This is a genomic window from Thermotoga maritima MSB8 (assembly GCF_000008545.1).
Taxonomy (GTDB): domain Bacteria; phylum Thermotogota; class Thermotogae; order Thermotogales; family Thermotogaceae; genus Thermotoga; species Thermotoga maritima.
This window is the reverse complement of the sequence record NC_000853.1, coordinates 289,777-306,686: the sequence shown is the minus strand read 5'-3', so window position 1 is coordinate 306,686 and position 16,910 is coordinate 289,777. Positions and strand designations below refer to the sequence as shown.

Below are 16,910 nucleotides of genomic sequence, written 5' to 3'. Positions count from 1 at the left end.
CCCCATCTCGGGGCTCATTCTTTTTCTACAACGAGACCGTATTGGCTTGTGAAGAGCTCGTAATAAAAGCCTCGCTTTTGAATCAACTCATCGTGTTTTCCCATCTCCACAATTTCTCCGTCTCTTAAAACGATGATCAGATCTGCGTTTTTTATCGTGTTCAATCTGTGAGCTATGATGATGCTGGTCTTCCCCTCCATGAGTTTCCACATGGCTGCCTGTATGCTTTTCTCCGTCTTTGTGTCAACGTTGCTGGTGGCTTCGTCCAGTATCAGGATCTTTGGATTCGCAAGGAAAGCTCTTGTTATGGCAAGAAGCTGTCTTTGACCCTGACTCAGATCTTCACCGTTGTCGGTGAGGACCGTTTCGTAACCCTCAGGCAGGTGCTTTATGAAGTGGTCGGAATGTGTCAGTTTCGCTGCTTCTTTTATTTCTTCGTCGGTAGCGCCAGGATTTCCGTATTTGAGGTTTTCTTTCACGGTGGTGGAAAACAAAATAGTATCCTGAAGGACGATGCCTATGCTGGATCTCAGAGAACTCCTCTTTATTTTTCTTATATCTATACCATCCACGAGGATCTGCCCTCTGTCCACGTCGTAGAATCTCATCAACAGATTCACGATCGTCGTCTTTCCGGACCCTGTGGGACCCACCAGTGCAACCTTCTGACCCGGTTTTATGTGAAAGGTTATGTCTTTAAGAACAGGCTTTTTCTTGTCGTAGGAGAACCAGACATTCTTGAACTCGATTTCTCCTCTGACTTCTCTCAGTTCCACAGCATCAGGATCGTCTTTTTCTTCCTCCAGATCGAGAATCTCAAATATTCTTTCAGCACTCGCAAGCGCCATCTGGATCATGTTGAACTGGTTAGAAAGCTCGTTCAACGGTCTTGTGAACTGCCTTGAGTAACCTATGAAAGTGGCTATGGTACCCACCGTGATTATGTCTTTCAAGGCGAGCCATCCTCCAAAACCGCTGATCAGGGCAAATCCGAGGTTGTTGACCATGTTCATCAGAGGGGGGAGAACACCTGAAAAGATCTGAGCCTTCGTTCCCACCTTTCTGAGACTCTCGTTCACCCGGTCGAACTTCTCCATCTCTTTTTCCTCACGGGTGAAGAGTTTTATCACAGTGAGGCCGGAGATGTCTTCTTCTATGATCCCATTGAGCTGGCCGAGGACTCTTTGATTTTCGTAGAAGTATTTTCTGGTTTGGCTGGAGACGATCTGCGTGATGAGAACGGTCAAGGGAACTATTGAGAGTGTGACGAGTGAAAGGATCACATTCACTCTGAACATCATGATCACAGCACCTGCGAGTGTCACAATTCCCGAGAAGAACTGAATGATACTGTTTCCAAGAACGTTGTTTATATTGTCCACATCGTTTATGACTCTGCTTATGATGTCTCCGTGAGGTGTTCTGTCGAAGAAGCCGACCGGAACTCTTTGAAGTTTCTCGAAAAGCTCCTTTCTCAAACGAAAAACAACATCTTGGGAAAGCGTTAACATGATTTTTCCCTGAAGCCAGAAGAGAAGAGACGTAAGCGCATAAATCGTTCCGAGAATCAGCATGTATCTGGGAAGAAGATCGAATCTTCTCGGAACGAAGACAACATCGATCGTTTTTCCTATGAGATACGGTGAGAGAACACCAAGTATGGAAGAAACGGTGACGAAAACAAAGACCATGATCAAAGTGAAAGTGTGAGGTCTCAGATAACCGAGGAGTCTTCTCAACGTGGCCGTGGGATTTTTCAGTGCGGGTTTTTCTAAAATTGGTCCGTGTGGCCTTCTTCTGATCTCAGGCATCGTTCATCACCCCGTTTCCAAACTGGGATTCATATATCTCTCGATAGGGTTTGCAGTGTTCGAGCAACTCTTTGTGGGTGCCAAATCCCGCTACTTTCCCTTCATGAAGGACCAGGATCTTATCGGCGAGAAGAGCCGTTGGGATCTTCTGAGTGATGATGAAGGTCGTACATCCCTTCGTGTATCGCTTCAACCCATCCAGTATTCTTTTCTCAGTTATGGGATCCACTGAACTCGTGCAGTCGTCGAGTATCAGTACCTTTGGTTTTTTTACAAGAGCACGGGCTATAGAGAGTCTCTGTTTCTGACCTCCCGAGAAGTTTCTCCCCCCTCTTTCGACGCGAGAATCGTATCCTTCGGGCAGACTGATTATGAAATCGTGTATCTGAGCGATCTTCGCCGCCTCCACGATTTCATCATCTGTGGCGTCTTCTCTTCCCCATTTCAGGTTCTCTTTGATGGTTCCCGAAAACAGCACGGTTTCCTGAGGAACAGCAGATATGTGACCTCTCAGATCTTTCAGCTTCACCGTCCGAACATCCAGTTCATCGACTTCCACACGTCCACGTTCTGGATCGATGAGTCTTGGAATGAGGTTCATGAGGGTGCTCTTTCCGGACCCTGTTTCACCCAGAACGGCAACGAGTGATCCTGGTTTAACGGAGAAGTTCACTCCACTGAGAACAGGATCGGTGTTTTCGAAGTATCTGAATTCGACATTTTCGAAGGAAACGCTCCCCTCCACATTTGGAAGTGCTAAGGCATTGTCCGCTTCTTCAATCGCAGGTTTTTCGTTCAACACCTCGAGAACTCTCTTTGCAGAAGCACTGGCTCTTACAATGAAATTGAGAATGTTTCCGATCATCATGAGAGAGAACATGATCTGCATGAGGTAATTCGTGTATGCCATGATGCTTCCTATCTCCATCTGGTTGTTTCTAACGAGAACCCCTCCAAACCACAGGACGGCGATCATCCCCATATTCACGATGAATATGAAAAGGGGCAGTGCGAAAACAATGAGTGAAAAGGCACTGATGATGGATCTTCTCAGAGACTCGTTTGCTTTCCGAAAGTTCTCATTCTCGTATTCTTCTCTTCGAAAGGCCCTCACTACCCTGACACCCAGGAGATTTTCTCTCACGACTCTGTTGACCTCGTCGGTGCTCTCTTGAATCTTTCGAAAAAGAGGATTCCCTTTCTTAGTGAGCCACACAAAGAGGAGAACGATGGGAGGTATCAAAAAGATCAAAACGGAAGAAAGCTTCACGTTGATAGACACTGCCATGACTATTCCACCCACAAAGAGAAGAGGCGCTCTGACAACGATCCTGAGAAGCATCATCACCAAGTTTTGAAGCTGCGTGACGTCGTTGGTGAGACGCGTTATCAAAGATGAAGTGTGGAATCTGTTCACATTGGAAATAGAAAAACTCAGAACTTTTCTGAAGAGATCTCGCCTCAAGTCGGCTCCAAAGTTCTGACTGGCATAGCTCGCGAAGACCGTGCAGCCTATTCCTCCCACCGCACCTATCAGTGCCACTATCAACATGAGGATCCCTGTTTTCAAAACCAGAGAAAAGTCTCCACGCGCGATTCCTTCGTCGACAATACGTGCCAAAAGAGTGGGTTGTGAAAGATCACATATCACTTCTACAACCATGAAAAGCGGTGCGAGAACGGCAAATATCCAGTACGGCTTTAAATATCTGGCGAGTGTTTTCATTTCGAGTTTTTCCCTCCGTAGATGATGTTGTATACGTTCCTTTCAAAGTCTTCCGTGGCGTGTTTTAATTTCTTCTTTTGTTCCGGTGTGAGATCTTTCGCGTTTTTGAAAATCACATCCACTACATTTCTCAAGGAAAGACCACAAATTTCAGAAAAGACTCTGAATCTCTCTGCAAAATCCAGAGCTTTCTTGATCTCTTCTTTGTGTTCTTCCAGATACTTTCTCCCCTTATCAGTCAAACGGTAAACCTTTCTTTTCCCCTCGTTGTACGTTTCGATGTACTTTTGCTTCCTGAGAGAAGAGAGTATCGGGTAGAGCGCACCAGGGCTCGGAGGCTCTGCCCCTATTATCTGGGAGATCTTCTTCATTATGTAGTACCCATGAGAGGGTTGTTGAGAAATTATGTGAAGAACCAGAAATTTCAGATGCCCTTTCGTATCTCTCATACTGTCACCAGATATATCTATAGAGTTATGATTTTCAACAAAAATTATACCGGACTCCTGGAATGTTTCAAAACACTATTTTGGAAAAATTCTTGAGGATCTTCATCTCATCAAAGACATCCAGGACGGTGAACCTGTCCCTTATGGTGTTTGCGAGACGTACAACTTTTGACAGAAAGTCTTTGCTGTAGCTGTTGATCATCGAGTTCACATCTATCGTCTCAAGAGTTCTTTTGAGATGGGGGAAAAATTCCTTATAGATGCTTTCCATTGGTTCTCTGACTATATCTGCTTCGATTTTTGGGAGTTTCTTCCCGGCATATGTTTTTAAAAATTCTTCTACTTTTCTTTCTTCGAAGAGCTCAAGAAGTTCTTTCCTTCTTTCCTCAATGGAGTACTCTTCTAGAGGTATCTCTTTTTTCTCTACAAGTGCCTCGTACGCCTTCATCGAAACAAAAACTCCTATCATCACTGTCAGGCCATGGAAAGGAGGCATCTCCTCTTTTTCTTCGTGAAACATCTCTATCAGATGGGAAACCATGTGTTCTGCACCGGACGCCGGCCTTGAATTTCCCATGATGACCATGTTGATTCCCGAAACGAGATGGGCCTCTATGAGTGTTTTGATGGCGCTTCTTTCTCTGTTGAGAATGTCCTTTGACTTCAAAAGAATTTCTTTCAACAGATCTTTCATGTCGTCCCAGACGAAGTCACAGATGTATTCACCCGTAACGATATGTGAAAGAATCCAGTCCATTCTCGCGGGAATCTTGGCAACGATGTCTCCTACGCCAGCTCTCAAAAGGTCCATCGGTGCGTTTCTCAACACCTCGATATCTAAAAGGATTCTCCTGGGGGGAATCGCCATGAAGGTCTTTTTCACACCGTTCACCAGGATGGGCGCCACGGTGGAAGTATAAGCATCCACAGAAGGCGCTGTAGGAACACACGAGAAACGCTTTCCAGAAAGATATGCCGCGTATCTTGCTATGTCTGTGAGGCTGCCAGATCCAATCGATACGATCTCTGGGAAATCTCCAGATGCTTTCACTATTTTTTCAACGTTTTCCATCGTTGCAAGGGGTCTTCTCTCGTTGAAAACGAAAGACCGCTTCCCGGGCAAGTCCACCAGGGAAGCGGTGTTCAGGTCTGCTATGAAAAACGCATCCGAAAAAACATCCGGTGCCTCTCTTATGGATGTCTCCAGGATTTCTATATCTGGAACCTCATGAGTTTTCCCGCAACTGCACTCGAAGGTTTTTCCCAGGATATCCTTCATCCCTCACAACCTCGCCATCAGGTCTTTTGTTCTCTCATAGAGCTCTCTGTATATTTCGTAGTACCTGTCGTAGATCTTCTTGTTCTCCGGATCTGGCTCCACGGGATCTCTGTATTTCACCCACTCTTTTATTCTCTCGGGCTTGTCTATAACGCCTGTTCCGAGTCCCGCAAGGAAGGCATCTCCGTAAGGAGCCTCCACAAGGCTTGCAACCTGCCTCATCTTGAAACCAGTAACATCCGCGAATATTTTAACCCACACAGAAGACTTGGAAACGCCACCGACGATCCAGCATTCGTCGTTCAGTTTCAAACCAGCTTTCAAACCCTCTTCCATGTTGTGTCTCAGGGCATACGCTCCTCCTTCCATTAGTGCCCTGTAGAGGTGTGCTCTCTTGTGATAGAGAGTGACCCCAAAGAACACACCCCTTGCGGTAGGATCCCATATCGGAGATCTTTCACCCATGAAGTATGGAAGAACGATGATACCCTCGCTTCCAGCAGGGATGTTTGCTACCTCCTTGTCAAAGAGCTGGTACGGTGAGATGCCAGTTCTTTCACCGACGATTGTCTCGCTCTCACCGAACTGTTCTTTAAACCACCTGGCGAGAGCCCCCGTTGTAGCGGACCCTCCAAATGTGTAGATCCTTTCAGTGTCGTAAACCACATAAGGATAATTCACAAGCCCGAAAGCCAGTTTCGAACCGTCGTGGACCGTTCCCCAGCAGGTGGAAGTACCCACCATCGCAACGTGTTCTCCCTCCTCAAGTGCACCGGCAGAAAGCTGGGCAACTGGAGCGTCTATTCCACCGGCCACTACGGGTGTTCCCTCAAGGAGTCCGCACAATTCTGAAGCTTCTTTCGTCACTCTTCCAACCACGTCAGAAGACTTCACTATTCTCTCGGGGAGAAACTCAATTGGTATTCCGAGAACATCGCACATCTCCTTGGACCAGGTGAGCTTTCTGATGTCAAAAACACCACCCAGGTTTCCAGCAGAGGAATAGTCGATGACAACTTCTCCCGTCATTTGATAGATCACGTAGTCCTTAGGAGTGATGAACTTGTAGATCTTTTCCCAGATCTCTGGTTCGTTGTTTCTGATCCACATGATTTTCGTAAAGCCAAAGTACGAATCCACGTAATTTCCTGTGATTTCGAAGAGCTTTTCCTTGGGAACGTTCTGTTTCACCCACTCCGTCTCTTTCACCGCTCTTCTGTCCATCCAGATGAGGCAGGGTCTGAGGGGTTGCATGTTCCTGTCAACTGGAATGCCCGATCCACCGTAGAGCCCGCTAATGGCAATCCCAGCTATTTCTTTCTTCGATACCCCAGATTTCTCCACCACTTCTTTTACAGTTTCAAAGACTGCTTTAACCCAGACATCAGGCCACTGTTCTGCCCAGTTTGGTTTTGGAGTTATGACTTCGTACTCTCTGAAAGCCTCAGCGAGTACTTCTCCTTTTTCGTTCACAATGACGGATTTCGTCCCCTGAGTTCCTATATCACTTCCGATGAGGTACATGTTCCCCCTCCTCACTTCTGACCGTACTTGGTGTGGTACTGATTGTAGAGATGATCCACCTCGTCAGGTGGCAATGGTGTGGGTTTTCCTGCAAGTGTCGCAAAGTACGCTGCCTTTGCTACCTCCTCAAGGAAAATCGCCTTTTTCACTGCATCGTCCACAGAGGTCCCCACGATCATAACACCGTGTTTTCTGAGAAGAACAGCACCGGATTTTCCAATCACTTTCACGACAGCTTTTCCAATCGCCTCGGATCCTACAGGAGCGTATTCTGTAAGAGGAATCTCCTCTCCGAAAACATCCGCATGTGCCGTGCAAAGAACGGGGATTGATTTTTCGAGAATTGCCCACACCATGGCGAATGTTGAATGAGTGTGAATCACGGATTTTGCCCAGTCGAGGTGTTTGTAGAGATACAGATGTGTAGCTGTATCGACGGAGGGTTTCTTCTCTCCCTCGATCACGTTTCCTTCAAGGTCCACCACGACGAAGTCCTCTGGTTTCAGCTCGGTGTATGGAACACCGGAGGGCTTTATCAGAACATGATCACCGATTCTCACACTCACGTTACCGCTTGTGTAAGCGACAAGACCGTATTTTTCCAACAGAAGATGGGCATTGTATAGCTCTTTCCTTTCTTTTTCGTACATGCTTTTACCTCCTTTATGGGTAAACGTACAGTCAAAATTATCCACACAACAAGGTATCACAGTTCCGTTTTTGTTTTCAAACTTCAACAGAAAATCTATAAACAGTAACCTGTCTGTACTCCTCACCTGGTCTCAAGATGGTGCTTGGAAAGTTTGCATGATTTGGAGAATCGGGGAAGTGCTGTGCTTCAAGACACAAACCTGAGTACGGTCCGTAGTATGTACCGCATTTTCCCTTCACATCGAGGAAGTTTCCCGTGTAGAGTTGAAGACCCGGCTCTGTTGTGTAGACCTCCATCCTTCGACGAGATCTCTTGTCTCTTAGAACAGCTGCAAGCTTCAGCTTTCCATCTTCACCGTTTAAAACGTAGTTTATATCGAAACCTTTTGTTGTAGTGCTTTTCAACGGTTCGATGGCGTCTCTCAGAACTTTGAAAGATCTCAAATCGAACGGTGTGCCTTCAACCGGTGCAATCTCTCCTGTTGGTATGAGGTTATCATCAACGGGGGTGTAACTGTCTGCGTTTATCTTGAGTTCATGATCGAGGATTGTTCCCTCGCCGGAGAGATTGAAGTAGGAATGTTGTGTGAGGTTCACAACGGTGGGTTTATCCGTTGTGGCACGATACTCTACCTTCAGCTCGTTTTCGTTTGTGAGAGTGTAGATAACTGTGAGATCCAGATTGCCAGGATAGCCTTCTTCGCCATCGTGGCTCAAATACTTCAGAACAAGGAAAGGTCCAGTGGGTGTTTTCATGGGGACGGCTTTGAAGACCCTGGTGTAGAATCCCTTCACACCACCGTGGAGCGCGTTTGGGCGATCTCCATCGTTCAGGGCAAGCTGATAGGTGACTCCGTCGATCTCGAATCTTCCACCGGCTATTCTGTTCGCGTATCTTCCCACTATCGCTCCGAAGAAGAAGTTCGAGTTCTTTGCTTCGTACTCCTGGAGCGTGTCAAATCCCAAAACAACATCAGAAAGGGTGCCAGAACTGTCTGGCACCCACAACTCTCTAACTATCGCACCATAAGTGATGATTTTTGCCATCATTCCATTTTTGTTTATGAGTGTGTACTGATATACAGGTATTCCCTCAGAAGTTGCTCCGAAGAACTCCTTTTCAATGTGGCTCATCAGATATTCCATTTCTTTCTCCTCCTGGCAACAGTTTTTCTTACTCCAATTCTACCTCAATCACACTGCAAGAGAATGGTTTAAACGTGTGTTCAAATTCGGTGTCAACGGTGATGGTTTCGGAGGTAATATCAACGACGTTCGGATTTTCCATGGTGTTTCTCGCGTTCACGTCCGGACCTGTGAGTGTATAAACGGTGGCTTTTTTCTGTCCCAGACCTTCCACTCTGATTGGAACCTTCAAAGCGTCTTCTTTCCTGTAGTTTACAACAGCGATGAAAAGTTTCTTGCCATCTTCTGAGATGGAAGCGGCGGCATCAAGGAACGGTGCGTTCTCGACAGAGAAAGGCATTTTGTTGATGAACATGACTCCTTCTATGTTGTAAGTCTCCGATTCAACATGGGTCTTGACAAGCTTTTCTCCGGAATGATTCACGATGAGTTCAAAAGCCTTGTAAACGGGTGTGAGAATGAGACCGTCTTTCTCGGTGTGTATAGCTCCAAGGGCGTTTACAAGCTGTGCGAGATTGGCAAGTGGGACTATGTCGCTCATCTTTTGAAGAAGTACAAGCACTCCACATGCAAAGATACCATCTTTGAGATCGTAAGGTTCTTCGAGCTTGTTATCGGACACTCTGTACCATACGTTCCATTCATCAAGGGCGATTTTGACACCTCTCTTTCTAGCAGTATCCACCATATCAATGAGCTTTTTCACTCCGATGAGTCTTTCTTTGAGAAGGTAAACCGTAGAGACCGTTTCGTAGTAATCGTCGGACCCTGTGTAGAAATGGTAGGATATGAAGTCAATCACATCACCTGCTTCTTGAAGAACCCTGAGATTCCATATGGGGTCGTCACAGCCCACGGCGATCGCTTTAATTGTAGGGTCGAAAACCTTCATCCATTTCGTGTATTCTTTGGCGGCTCTTGCGTATTCGTCCGCCGTCATGTGGCCTACCTGCCATTCCCCGTACATCTCGTTGCCTATTCCCCAGAACTTTACGTTGTAAGGTTCTGGATGACCGTACTTTCTTCTGAGTTGAGCGTAGTAGGTATTACCCTTTCCATTGCAGTATTCAAGCCAGTGGAGAGCTTCGTCGAGTGTTCCAGTTCCCATGTTTATACTGATGTAAGGTTCTGCTCCTATCTCACGACAGTACTCAATGAATTCGTCCGTTCCAAATCTATTCGTCTCTTCCTGTTGCCAGGCGAGATCGAACCTAACAGGCCTCTGATCTTTGGGACCTATTCCGTCTTCCCAGTGGTAGTTCGACACGAAGTTTCCACCGGGCCATCTCAAGTTCGGAACTTTTATCCTCTTTACAGCCTCCAGAACGTCCTTTCTGAAACCCCTTTCATCGGAGAGCGGAGAACCTTCTTCATAAATTCCGCCGTAGATACACCTTCCCAGATGTTCCGTGAAATGACCGTAGATGTGTCTGCTAATCGGCTTGACAACTTCTTTTGGATCCACCACTATCCTGTAGGACATACTCTTTTCCCTCCTCATCTCTTATCTCTTCAACCACACCGCCATTGCACCCGGTTCTCTGTTGGCCCACATATGGTAGGGAATGAGAGTGAACTCTACCGTTTTTTCCCTAACCTCAGACAGCTTTCTGTACAGTTTCCCCTCCCATTCAGAGATGTCCAGTGCTCTTCCAGTTCCTTTGAGGAAAACAGCCTCCCTGTCCAGTATCTTTCCTTTTTCTTCCTTCAGGCTTTCTGAGTTCAACACCAGTGTCCAAACATGGAAATCCGGGTTATCTGCTTGTTCTATACAGTAGACGACTGGACCTCTTTTCACTGCAGCTTTTCCAAGGTCGTCTCTCACAAATGGGTGTGCCTCGATAAACACCGCTTTCATGGGAAGTGAAAGTTCCACTGTGTGTTTTCCTTTCCAGCTCTGGCTCAATTTCACATAGCCGTTCTGTGGCTTTGCTATCACCGCTTTTCCGTCCACCCTGAGAACAAAATCATCTGCCCAGGAAGGAAGCCTGAGATAAATGGAGAATGGCTCTTCAATGTCTGTTTTAATCGTGAAAGCTACTTCGCCGCTCCATGGATAGTCTGTTTCCTGCTCTATCTCCACAACCGAACCTTTGAAATCAAGCCTGGCTGTACTTTTTTCGTACAGATGAACCTGAACACCGTCGTCCGATGTGGTGTACATGTATCCCGGAAAAGACACTATGAACCTGGCAAGATTCGGTGGGCAGCACGCACAGTCGAACCATTTCTGTCTTCTTGTTCTCCCGTAGTCCTCCAGCGGGTTGAAGTAGAAATAGTGCTTCCCATCGAGGGATATACCGGAGAGAAGTCCGTTGTACAGTACCTGTTCCATCACATCTGCAAATTTCCCATCGCCCGTTGCAAGAAGCATCCTGAAGTTCCACATGAAGTTCGCTATCGAGGCACAGGACTCGGCGTAAGATCTTCTGTTTGGAAGCTCGTACTCTTCTCCGAAGGATTCCCAGTCGTGTCTGGAACCCGCCCCTCCTGTGATGTACATCTTCTTCGTCACAAAATTCTCCCAGAGTCTGTTGAGGGCCTGCCAGATCTTTTCATCACCTGTTTCAAGATAAAGATCGGTAGCACCAGAGCAGAGATACAGAGCTCTCACCGCATGGCCTGTGATCTCTTCTAGCTCCACAAAAGGTTTGTGATCGATGAAGTACTCTGGTCCAGGATTTCTTGGGACGCTGGCAAGCCCTTTTCCACGTGCGTAAATGAAGTACCTTGCAAGGTCCAAATATTTTCTGTCTCCTGTTTCTCTGTAGAGCTCTACAAGTGCCATTTCCACTTCAGGATGCCCCGGTGCTCCCTCTTTCTTCTCAGGGCCGAAGGTGTTGTAGATGTGATCTGCGAATCTTTTTGCCACCTCGAAGAGTGTATTCTTCCCTGTCACTCTTCTGTGTGCAACGGCCGCCTGAATCAAATGACCTGCGTTGTACAATTCATGATTCCATGCAAGGTTCGTCCATCGCTCTTTTTTTCTATCTCCAGAAAGATAGGTTCCAAGGTAACCGTCTTCATCCTGAGCAGCTTTCACCTCTTCTATCACGCTGTCGAGGATCTTCTCCAGCTCCGGCAGTTTCCTGTTCGCCAAGGCGAAGGACACTGTCTCAGCCCATTTGTACACGTCTGTGTCGTCGAAGGGAAAGAGAGTTTTGTAAGATCCTTCCATCTTGCCAGCGGCGATTCTGAAGTTGTCGAGTCTTCCTGTGTTCTCCAAAAGATCGTACTGTGTGGGAAGGGTTACGTTGACGAGAGTTTCAAAATATTTACCCATGAATCCATTTACCCTCACAGAACCAACAGGTATCGTTTTGAGCTTTGCGTAGGGACTTTTGGAAACTTCTACGATTTTGGACATAAACGATATTCCTCCTTTTCATACATTTAGGTACGTACATTATTCTTTACGCAAATTCTACATTGTCCATTTTTGTTAAATCAAGTATATTTCTGGACAAATATTGCATGTTATACCTTAATAGATACAAATATTTCCGTTTAAAAGCTCTTTTCTTATGGTTTCTCATTTTTTCACAAACTATCCTTTCACCGCTCCGAAGTGAGGCCTCTGATTAGATACCTCTGGGCAACAAGAGCAAAGACCACAACGGGAAGCATTGTGACGATTCCTGCAGCCGAAAGAGGTCCCCAGGCAACCCTCCAGCCAGTGATGTATCTTCCAAGGAAAATGGGTAGCGTTTGAGCACGTGCATCGTTCGTTAAAACAAGGGCCAGAAGGAACTCTCCCCAGCTTTGAATGAGAGAAAGCACTGCAACCGCTGCGAGTCCTGGAGCACTGAGCGGAAGAACCACATAGAAGAACGCTTGAAAGGGAGTAGCTCCATCTACATAGGCCGCTTCATCTATCTCTCTTGGAATCTCTCTGAAAAAGCTGATAAGAAGCCAGACCCCGAGAGGCACAACTATGACAAGATGTGACAGAATGAGAGCCCACCAGGTGTTGATGAGTCTCAGTTTTGTGAATATCACGTACAGGGGAACGGCTGACACAATAGGTGGGAGCATTCTGATGGAGATGATCCACTCCGCCAGGAATGGACCTCCTACCCTGTAGCGGGCTATAGCATAGGCAGCGAGGGCACTGATTACCGTTCCTATAAGTGCTACAGATACACCAACCACGATACTGTTTCTCAAGTACGGAAAGATGTTCTCAATAGAACCGGTTGTTCCACCGAAAACTTCTGTCTCTTTTGCTCCAAAGAAATTAGCAAGCGTGGGCTTTGTTGGAAAGAATCTAGGAGGCATGGTGAACCACTCGTCTGAAGGCTTAAAGGCCGTGATCACGAGCCAGTAAACGGGAAAAAGGAAAAATATCAGACAAATGGCGATCAGGATGTATCTCACAATCGTCAGGATTTTTTTCATCACTCCTCACCCCCAAACCCCAGTTGTTGTCTCATTCTCACAAGCCTGAACACTACATTCACGAGGACTATCGCCACAATCAATAGCAGAACACTCAACGCAGAGGCGTAACCGATGTTCCATCCAAAAGAAATACCTACCTTGTAGATGTAGAAACTGTAGGTGTGGGTCGCAGATCCTGGGCCACCCCAGGTTGTCATGAAGACAATATCGAAGGTCTTCAGACAGTCTATGATTCTTAGAACAAGAGCAACCAGAATCAAAGGTCTTAGAAGAGGAAACTCCACGTGCAAAAAGACTCTTCCCCAATCGGCTCCATCCACTCGGGCTGCGTCGATGAGATCCTGAGGTATCGACTGAAGACCTGCGTATATCATGAGAAAAATGAAAGGAGTCCACTGCCAGACGTCTATGATAATGATCCCCAGTTGTGCATAGAATGGATCTCCAAGCCACGAAATTTTGGGAACACCGAAGAGTGACAAAAACCAGTTCACCGGTCCAAAGGCAAAGTTGTACAACATCTTCCAGGCAACCCCGGAAACTGCCGGTGGAATCATCATGGGAATAAGGAGAGAAGACCTGATTATCTTTTCTCCCTTGACGCCCCTTATCAGAAAAGCGATGAGAACACCGAGAACAAGTTCTACGGGAACTGCTATCGAGAGGAGCTTTGCGGTGAATTTCATGGATTCGATAGCGGTTGAATCTCTGAAAATCTGGAAGTAATTCGAAAGACCAATGAAGTGAGTCTCCGCACTCTTTGAAAGATCGTAATCTCTGAAAGAAGCCCAGATCATGAAACCAAAGGGATAGATCGTCATTGCAAGGAAAAGAGCGAGAACGGGAAGGACCATCAACCAGGGAACAATTCTTTTTCTCATGGCAAAAGGGGGCAGAGCGCCCCCTCTTCACCTCCTTATTTTCCAAGAATCTCTTCCCATTTCTTTGCGAGATCGTTCAGCGTTTCCATGGAGAGCGGGAGTTCTCCAGAGAGGATCTTGGAGAAGGTCTCAACGGTGATGTCTTCGAGTCTTGGTTCCTCTGGAATCCTTGGCCTGTGGGTCTGAGAAACGTACGTTACCTCGAGGGCGGGAACTCTCGGATCAGCGGCCCTCACCTCGGGATCCTGGAGTGTTGAGATTCTGGCAGGAGCGACGGCGAATCTCAGGAACTTGTTCTTGTCAGCCCATTTGCTGGTGGCGAAAATGATGAATTTGAACGCAGCGAGTTTCTTTTCCTCAGGTATAAATTTGTTGATGCCGAGTGCCCATTGACCACTCACGGATCGACCCGGCATGGGAATGATCCCGACTTTATCTTCACCGAGGGTGCTCTTGAAGATCAGATACGGTCCCGTCCATTGAGGTACCATAGCAACGAGTCCCTGGTTGAAGTACTCGATCGTTTCACCGTAATCAGAGCCGAGCGGATCTGGACTGTAAGGCATGAGTTTTTTCATCATTTCGAGCGCTTTCAATCCCTCTTCACTGTTGAAGGCAGGTTTGTGATCCGCTGTGAAGTATTCACCGAATTCAAGATCCGCGGTTCCGTGCCTCATGATACCGAGTGGTGCGTTCCTGTACTCACCGAAAAACAGCAGATACATGTAGAAGAGTGTGTGGGTTCTCGGGAACATGAGGGCGATTCCGTAGTCTGTTGGAGAGCTCTTGTTGTATTTTTTGGTGAAGAATTCCGCTATTTCTACAACTTCTTCCCAGGTGGTCGGGAGGGTGAGTTCTCTACCGTATTTTTCTTTGAACGCTTGTTTTATCTTTGGATCTTCAAAGAGATCTTTTCTGTAATAGAAGAGCATTGTGTTGTTGTAGAACGGAAGCCCGATGAGTTTTCCCTTCCACTTTCCAGATTCTTCCAGAACCTGTGGGATAAAATCGTTCAAATCGTAATCTTCTGGAACAAGTTCTGGATGTTGTTTCATGAACTCTCCAAGGTCAACCAGTCCGGAAAGAGACGGCTCCAGTGGTCATCACATCGTAAGTGAAAGCGTCGAACGATCCAGCCTGAGATCTGAGATCCTGCAGCAGCTTCGGATAAAGTACTTCCCACGAAAGAGGTACGATTTCAACCTGAATGTCGGGATTCTGTTTCATGAACTCCTGGGCAAGCCACTTCAGGGCGTCCGCGTTGTCTGGAGAACAGAGAACGGAGATTTTAACCGAGAAGATCAACGAGGTGATGATGAGAAAGATCAACAGTAAAAATCTCTTCATACAAATCCCCCCTGCCTAAAAATAGTGGATAACGGTACGTACCGATGGTAGTATATCATATCTGTCAACAAAGAATTATCTTATAGTCAATTAGTTAACATAAATCTCCGCAGAAACGGACATGATACGTATAATGGTACGTACTTTTATGTTATACTAAAAGGATGAAACCATGAGAAAGGAGGTCGGAGAATGATAGATCTCAAGCAGTACGAGTTCTGGTTTCTCGTTGGAAGTCAGTATCTTTACGGTCTGGAAACCCTGAAAAAGGTGGAGCAACAGGCAAGTAAGATCGTGGATTCACTGAACGATGACCCCATCTTCCCTTCAAAGATCGTTTTAAAGCCGGTTTTGAAGAGTTCTTCTGAAATCACGGAAATCTTTGAGAAGGCAAACGCAGACCCCAAATGCGCAGGGGTTATCGTCTGGATGCACACTTTTTCCCCATCGAAGATGTGGATACGGGGACTCTCCATAAACAAAAAACCCCTGCTTCACCTTCACACGCAGTACAACAGAGAGATTCCATGGGATACGATCGATATGGATTACATGAACCTGAACCAGTCCGCACACGGAGACAGAGAGCATGGGTTCATACATGCAAGGATGAGACTTCCAAGGAAAGTTGTGGTGGGACACTGGGAAGAGAAAGAAGTCAGAGAAAAGATCGCAAAGTGGATGAGAGTGGCCTGTGCGATACAGGATGGAAGAATGGGACAGATAGTCAGGTTCGGTGACAACATGAGAGAAGTCGCCAGCACCGAAGGCGACAAAGTAGAAGCACAGATAAAACTCGGCTGGTCCATAAACACTTGGGGAGTTGGAGAACTTGCAGAGAGAGTGAAAGCCGTTCCAGAGCGCGAAGTAGAGGAACTTCTCAAAGAATACAGAGAAAAATACATCATGCCAGAGGATGAATACAGTCTCAAAGCAATAAGAGAGCAGGCGAAAATAGAAATTGCTCTGAGAGAATTTTTGAAAGAAAAGAACGCTGTTGGTTTCACCACCACGTTCGAGGACCTGCACGATCTTCCACAGCTTCCCGGGCTCGCGGTCCAGAGACTCATGGAGGAAGGATACGGTTTTGGTGCAGAAGGTGACTGGAAAGCAGCGGGATTGGTTAGAGCTATCAAGGTAATGGGAACGAGTCTTCCCGGCGGAACTTCTTTTATGGAAGACTACACTTACCACCTCACTCCCGGAAATGAACTCGTTTTAGGGGCTCACATGCTCGAGGTATGTCCAACGATAGCAAAGGAAAAACCACGAATAGAGGTTCACCCTCTCAGCATCGGCGGGAAAGCAGATCCTGCCCGTCTTGTCTTCGATGGTCAGGAAGGACCAGCCGTTAACGCATCGATCGTTGATATGGGCAACAGGTTCAGACTCGTTGTGAACAAGGTTTTATCCGTTCCCATAGAGAGGAAGATGCCAAAACTCCCGACAGCCAGGGTCCTCTGGAAACCGCTGCCTGATTTCAAGAGGGCAACTACTGCATGGATACTCGCTGGAGGATCACACCACACTGCCTTCTCAACAGCCATTGACGTAGAATACCTCATCGACTGGGCGGAGGCATTGGAAATCGAATACGTCGTCATCGATGAGAATTTGGATCTCGAGGACTTCAAAAAAGAACTGAGATGGAACGAACTCTACTGGGGGCTTTTGAAAAGATGAAAGAGGGGCGAA

14 protein-coding genes are annotated in these 16,910 nt (G+C 46.7%); 1 reads left to right on the top strand and 13 read right to left on the bottom strand.

Going from position 1 to position 16,910, the window contains the following annotated elements:
• Positions 1-14: 14 nt before the first annotated feature.
• The 13 genes from TM_RS01480 to TM_RS09750 all read right to left on the bottom strand — a co-directional run bounded on the left by TM_RS01480 (position 15) and on the right by TM_RS09750 (position 15,215).
• The gene (locus TM_RS01480; RefSeq protein WP_004083002.1) at positions 15-1,811 is read right to left on the bottom strand and encodes an ABC transporter ATP-binding protein; all 1,797 of its coding nucleotides are present in this window, start codon (positions 1,809-1,811) and stop codon (positions 15-17) included.
• Positions 1,804-3,537, bottom strand: a complete 1,734-nt coding sequence (locus TM_RS01475; protein ID WP_004083000.1) for an ABC transporter ATP-binding protein — start codon at positions 3,535-3,537, stop codon at positions 1,804-1,806. Before TM_RS01475 ends, TM_RS01480 begins: the two co-directional genes overlap by 8 nt.
• Positions 3,534-3,986, bottom strand: coding sequence for a PadR family transcriptional regulator (locus tag TM_RS01470; protein WP_004082997.1), 453 nt, complete (start codon positions 3,984-3,986; stop codon positions 3,534-3,536). Before TM_RS01470 ends, TM_RS01475 begins: the two co-directional genes overlap by 4 nt.
• 67 nt (positions 3,987-4,053) lie before the next feature.
• Positions 4,054-5,265: a sn-glycerol-1-phosphate dehydrogenase gene (locus tag TM_RS01465; RefSeq protein WP_004082995.1), complete on the bottom strand. Its 1,212-nt coding sequence runs from the start codon at positions 5,263-5,265 to the stop codon at positions 4,054-4,056.
• A 3-nt stretch (positions 5,266-5,268) separates the two neighbouring features.
• Entirely contained in the window at positions 5,269-6,789 is a 1,521-nt protein-coding gene (locus TM_RS01460) for an FGGY-family carbohydrate kinase (protein WP_004082994.1), read from the bottom strand.
• Between the two features lie 11 nt (positions 6,790-6,800).
• Positions 6,801-7,439 (bottom strand): L-ribulose-5-phosphate 4-epimerase, encoded by a 639-nt coding sequence (locus TM_RS01455; RefSeq protein ID WP_004082992.1) that lies wholly within the window; start codon positions 7,437-7,439, stop codon positions 6,801-6,803.
• 76 nt (positions 7,440-7,515) lie between these two features.
• A complete protein-coding gene (locus TM_RS01450; protein ID WP_004082991.1) occupies positions 7,516-8,586 on the bottom strand; it encodes an aldose epimerase family protein in 1,071 nt (356 codons plus the stop codon).
• Between the two features lie 28 nt (positions 8,587-8,614).
• Positions 8,615-10,069, bottom strand: coding sequence for an alpha-N-arabinofuranosidase (locus TM_RS01445; RefSeq protein WP_004082990.1), 1,455 nt, complete (start codon positions 10,067-10,069; stop codon positions 8,615-8,617).
• A 21-nt stretch (positions 10,070-10,090) separates the two neighbouring features.
• The gene (locus TM_RS01440) at positions 10,091-11,953 is read right to left on the bottom strand and encodes a glycoside hydrolase family 127 protein (protein ID WP_004082989.1); all 1,863 of its coding nucleotides are present in this window, start codon (positions 11,951-11,953) and stop codon (positions 10,091-10,093) included.
• A 188-nt stretch (positions 11,954-12,141) separates the two neighbouring features.
• A complete protein-coding gene (locus tag TM_RS01435; protein ID WP_164924971.1) occupies positions 12,142-12,984 on the bottom strand; it encodes a carbohydrate ABC transporter permease in 843 nt (280 codons plus the stop codon).
• On the bottom strand, positions 12,984-13,841 hold the full coding sequence (locus TM_RS01430; protein ID WP_228378910.1) for a carbohydrate ABC transporter permease: 858 nt from the start codon (positions 13,839-13,841) through the stop codon (positions 12,984-12,986). Before TM_RS01430 ends, TM_RS01435 begins: the two co-directional genes overlap by 1 nt.
• A 62-nt stretch (positions 13,842-13,903) precedes the next feature.
• Positions 13,904-14,923: an extracellular solute-binding protein gene (locus TM_RS01425; RefSeq protein WP_280097296.1), complete on the bottom strand. Its 1,020-nt coding sequence runs from the start codon at positions 14,921-14,923 to the stop codon at positions 13,904-13,906.
• Positions 14,924-14,936: 13 nt separating this feature from the next.
• Positions 14,937-15,215, bottom strand: a complete 279-nt coding sequence (locus TM_RS09750) for an extracellular solute-binding protein (RefSeq protein ID WP_280097295.1) — start codon at positions 15,213-15,215, stop codon at positions 14,937-14,939.
• A gap of 192 nt (positions 15,216-15,407) precedes the next feature.
• Between TM_RS09750 and araA the strand changes: the two genes are divergently transcribed.
• Entirely contained in the window at positions 15,408-16,898 is a 1,491-nt protein-coding gene (gene araA / locus TM_RS01420) for an L-arabinose isomerase (RefSeq protein ID WP_004082981.1), read from the top strand.
• Positions 16,899-16,910: the final 12 nt, after the last annotated feature.

What these genes read in the sequence shown, in the direction of transcription:
- TM_RS01440 (WP_004082989.1), bottom strand. Translation starts at nt 11,953, where the DNA reads ATGTCCAAAATCGTAGAAGTTTCCAAAAGTCCCTACGCAAAGCTCAAA.
- TM_RS01465 (WP_004082995.1), bottom strand. Translation starts at nt 5,265, where the DNA reads ATGAAGGATATCCTGGGAAAAACCTTCGAGTGCAGTTGCGGGAAAACT.
- TM_RS01435 (WP_164924971.1), bottom strand. Translation starts at nt 12,984, where the DNA reads ATGAAAAAAATCCTGACGATTGTGAGATACATCCTGATCGCCATTTGT.
- TM_RS01450 (WP_004082991.1), bottom strand. Translation starts at nt 8,586, where the DNA reads ATGGAATATCTGATGAGCCACATTGAAAAGGAGTTCTTCGGAGCAACT.
- TM_RS01480 (WP_004083002.1), bottom strand. Translation starts at nt 1,811, where the DNA reads ATGCCTGAGATCAGAAGAAGGCCACACGGACCAATTTTAGAAAAACCC.
- TM_RS01430 (WP_228378910.1), bottom strand. Translation starts at nt 13,841, where the DNA reads ATGGTCCTTCCCGTTCTCGCTCTTTTCCTTGCAATGACGATCTATCCC.
- TM_RS01455 (WP_004082992.1), bottom strand. Translation starts at nt 7,439, where the DNA reads ATGTACGAAAAAGAAAGGAAAGAGCTATACAATGCCCATCTTCTGTTG.
- TM_RS09750 (WP_280097295.1), bottom strand. Translation starts at nt 15,215, where the DNA reads ATGAAGAGATTTTTACTGTTGATCTTTCTCATCATCACCTCGTTGATC.
- TM_RS01460 (WP_004082994.1), bottom strand. Translation starts at nt 6,789, where the DNA reads ATGTACCTCATCGGAAGTGATATAGGAACTCAGGGGACGAAATCCGTC.
- araA (WP_004082981.1), top strand. Translation starts at nt 15,408, where the DNA reads ATGATAGATCTCAAGCAGTACGAGTTCTGGTTTCTCGTTGGAAGTCAG.
- TM_RS01475 (WP_004083000.1), bottom strand. Translation starts at nt 3,537, where the DNA reads ATGAAAACACTCGCCAGATATTTAAAGCCGTACTGGATATTTGCCGTT.
- TM_RS01445 (WP_004082990.1), bottom strand. Translation starts at nt 10,069, where the DNA reads ATGTCCTACAGGATAGTGGTGGATCCAAAAGAAGTTGTCAAGCCGATT.
- TM_RS01470 (WP_004082997.1), bottom strand. Translation starts at nt 3,986, where the DNA reads ATGAGAGATACGAAAGGGCATCTGAAATTTCTGGTTCTTCACATAATT.
- TM_RS01425 (WP_280097296.1), bottom strand. Translation starts at nt 14,923, where the DNA reads ATGAAACAACATCCAGAACTTGTTCCAGAAGATTACGATTTGAACGAT.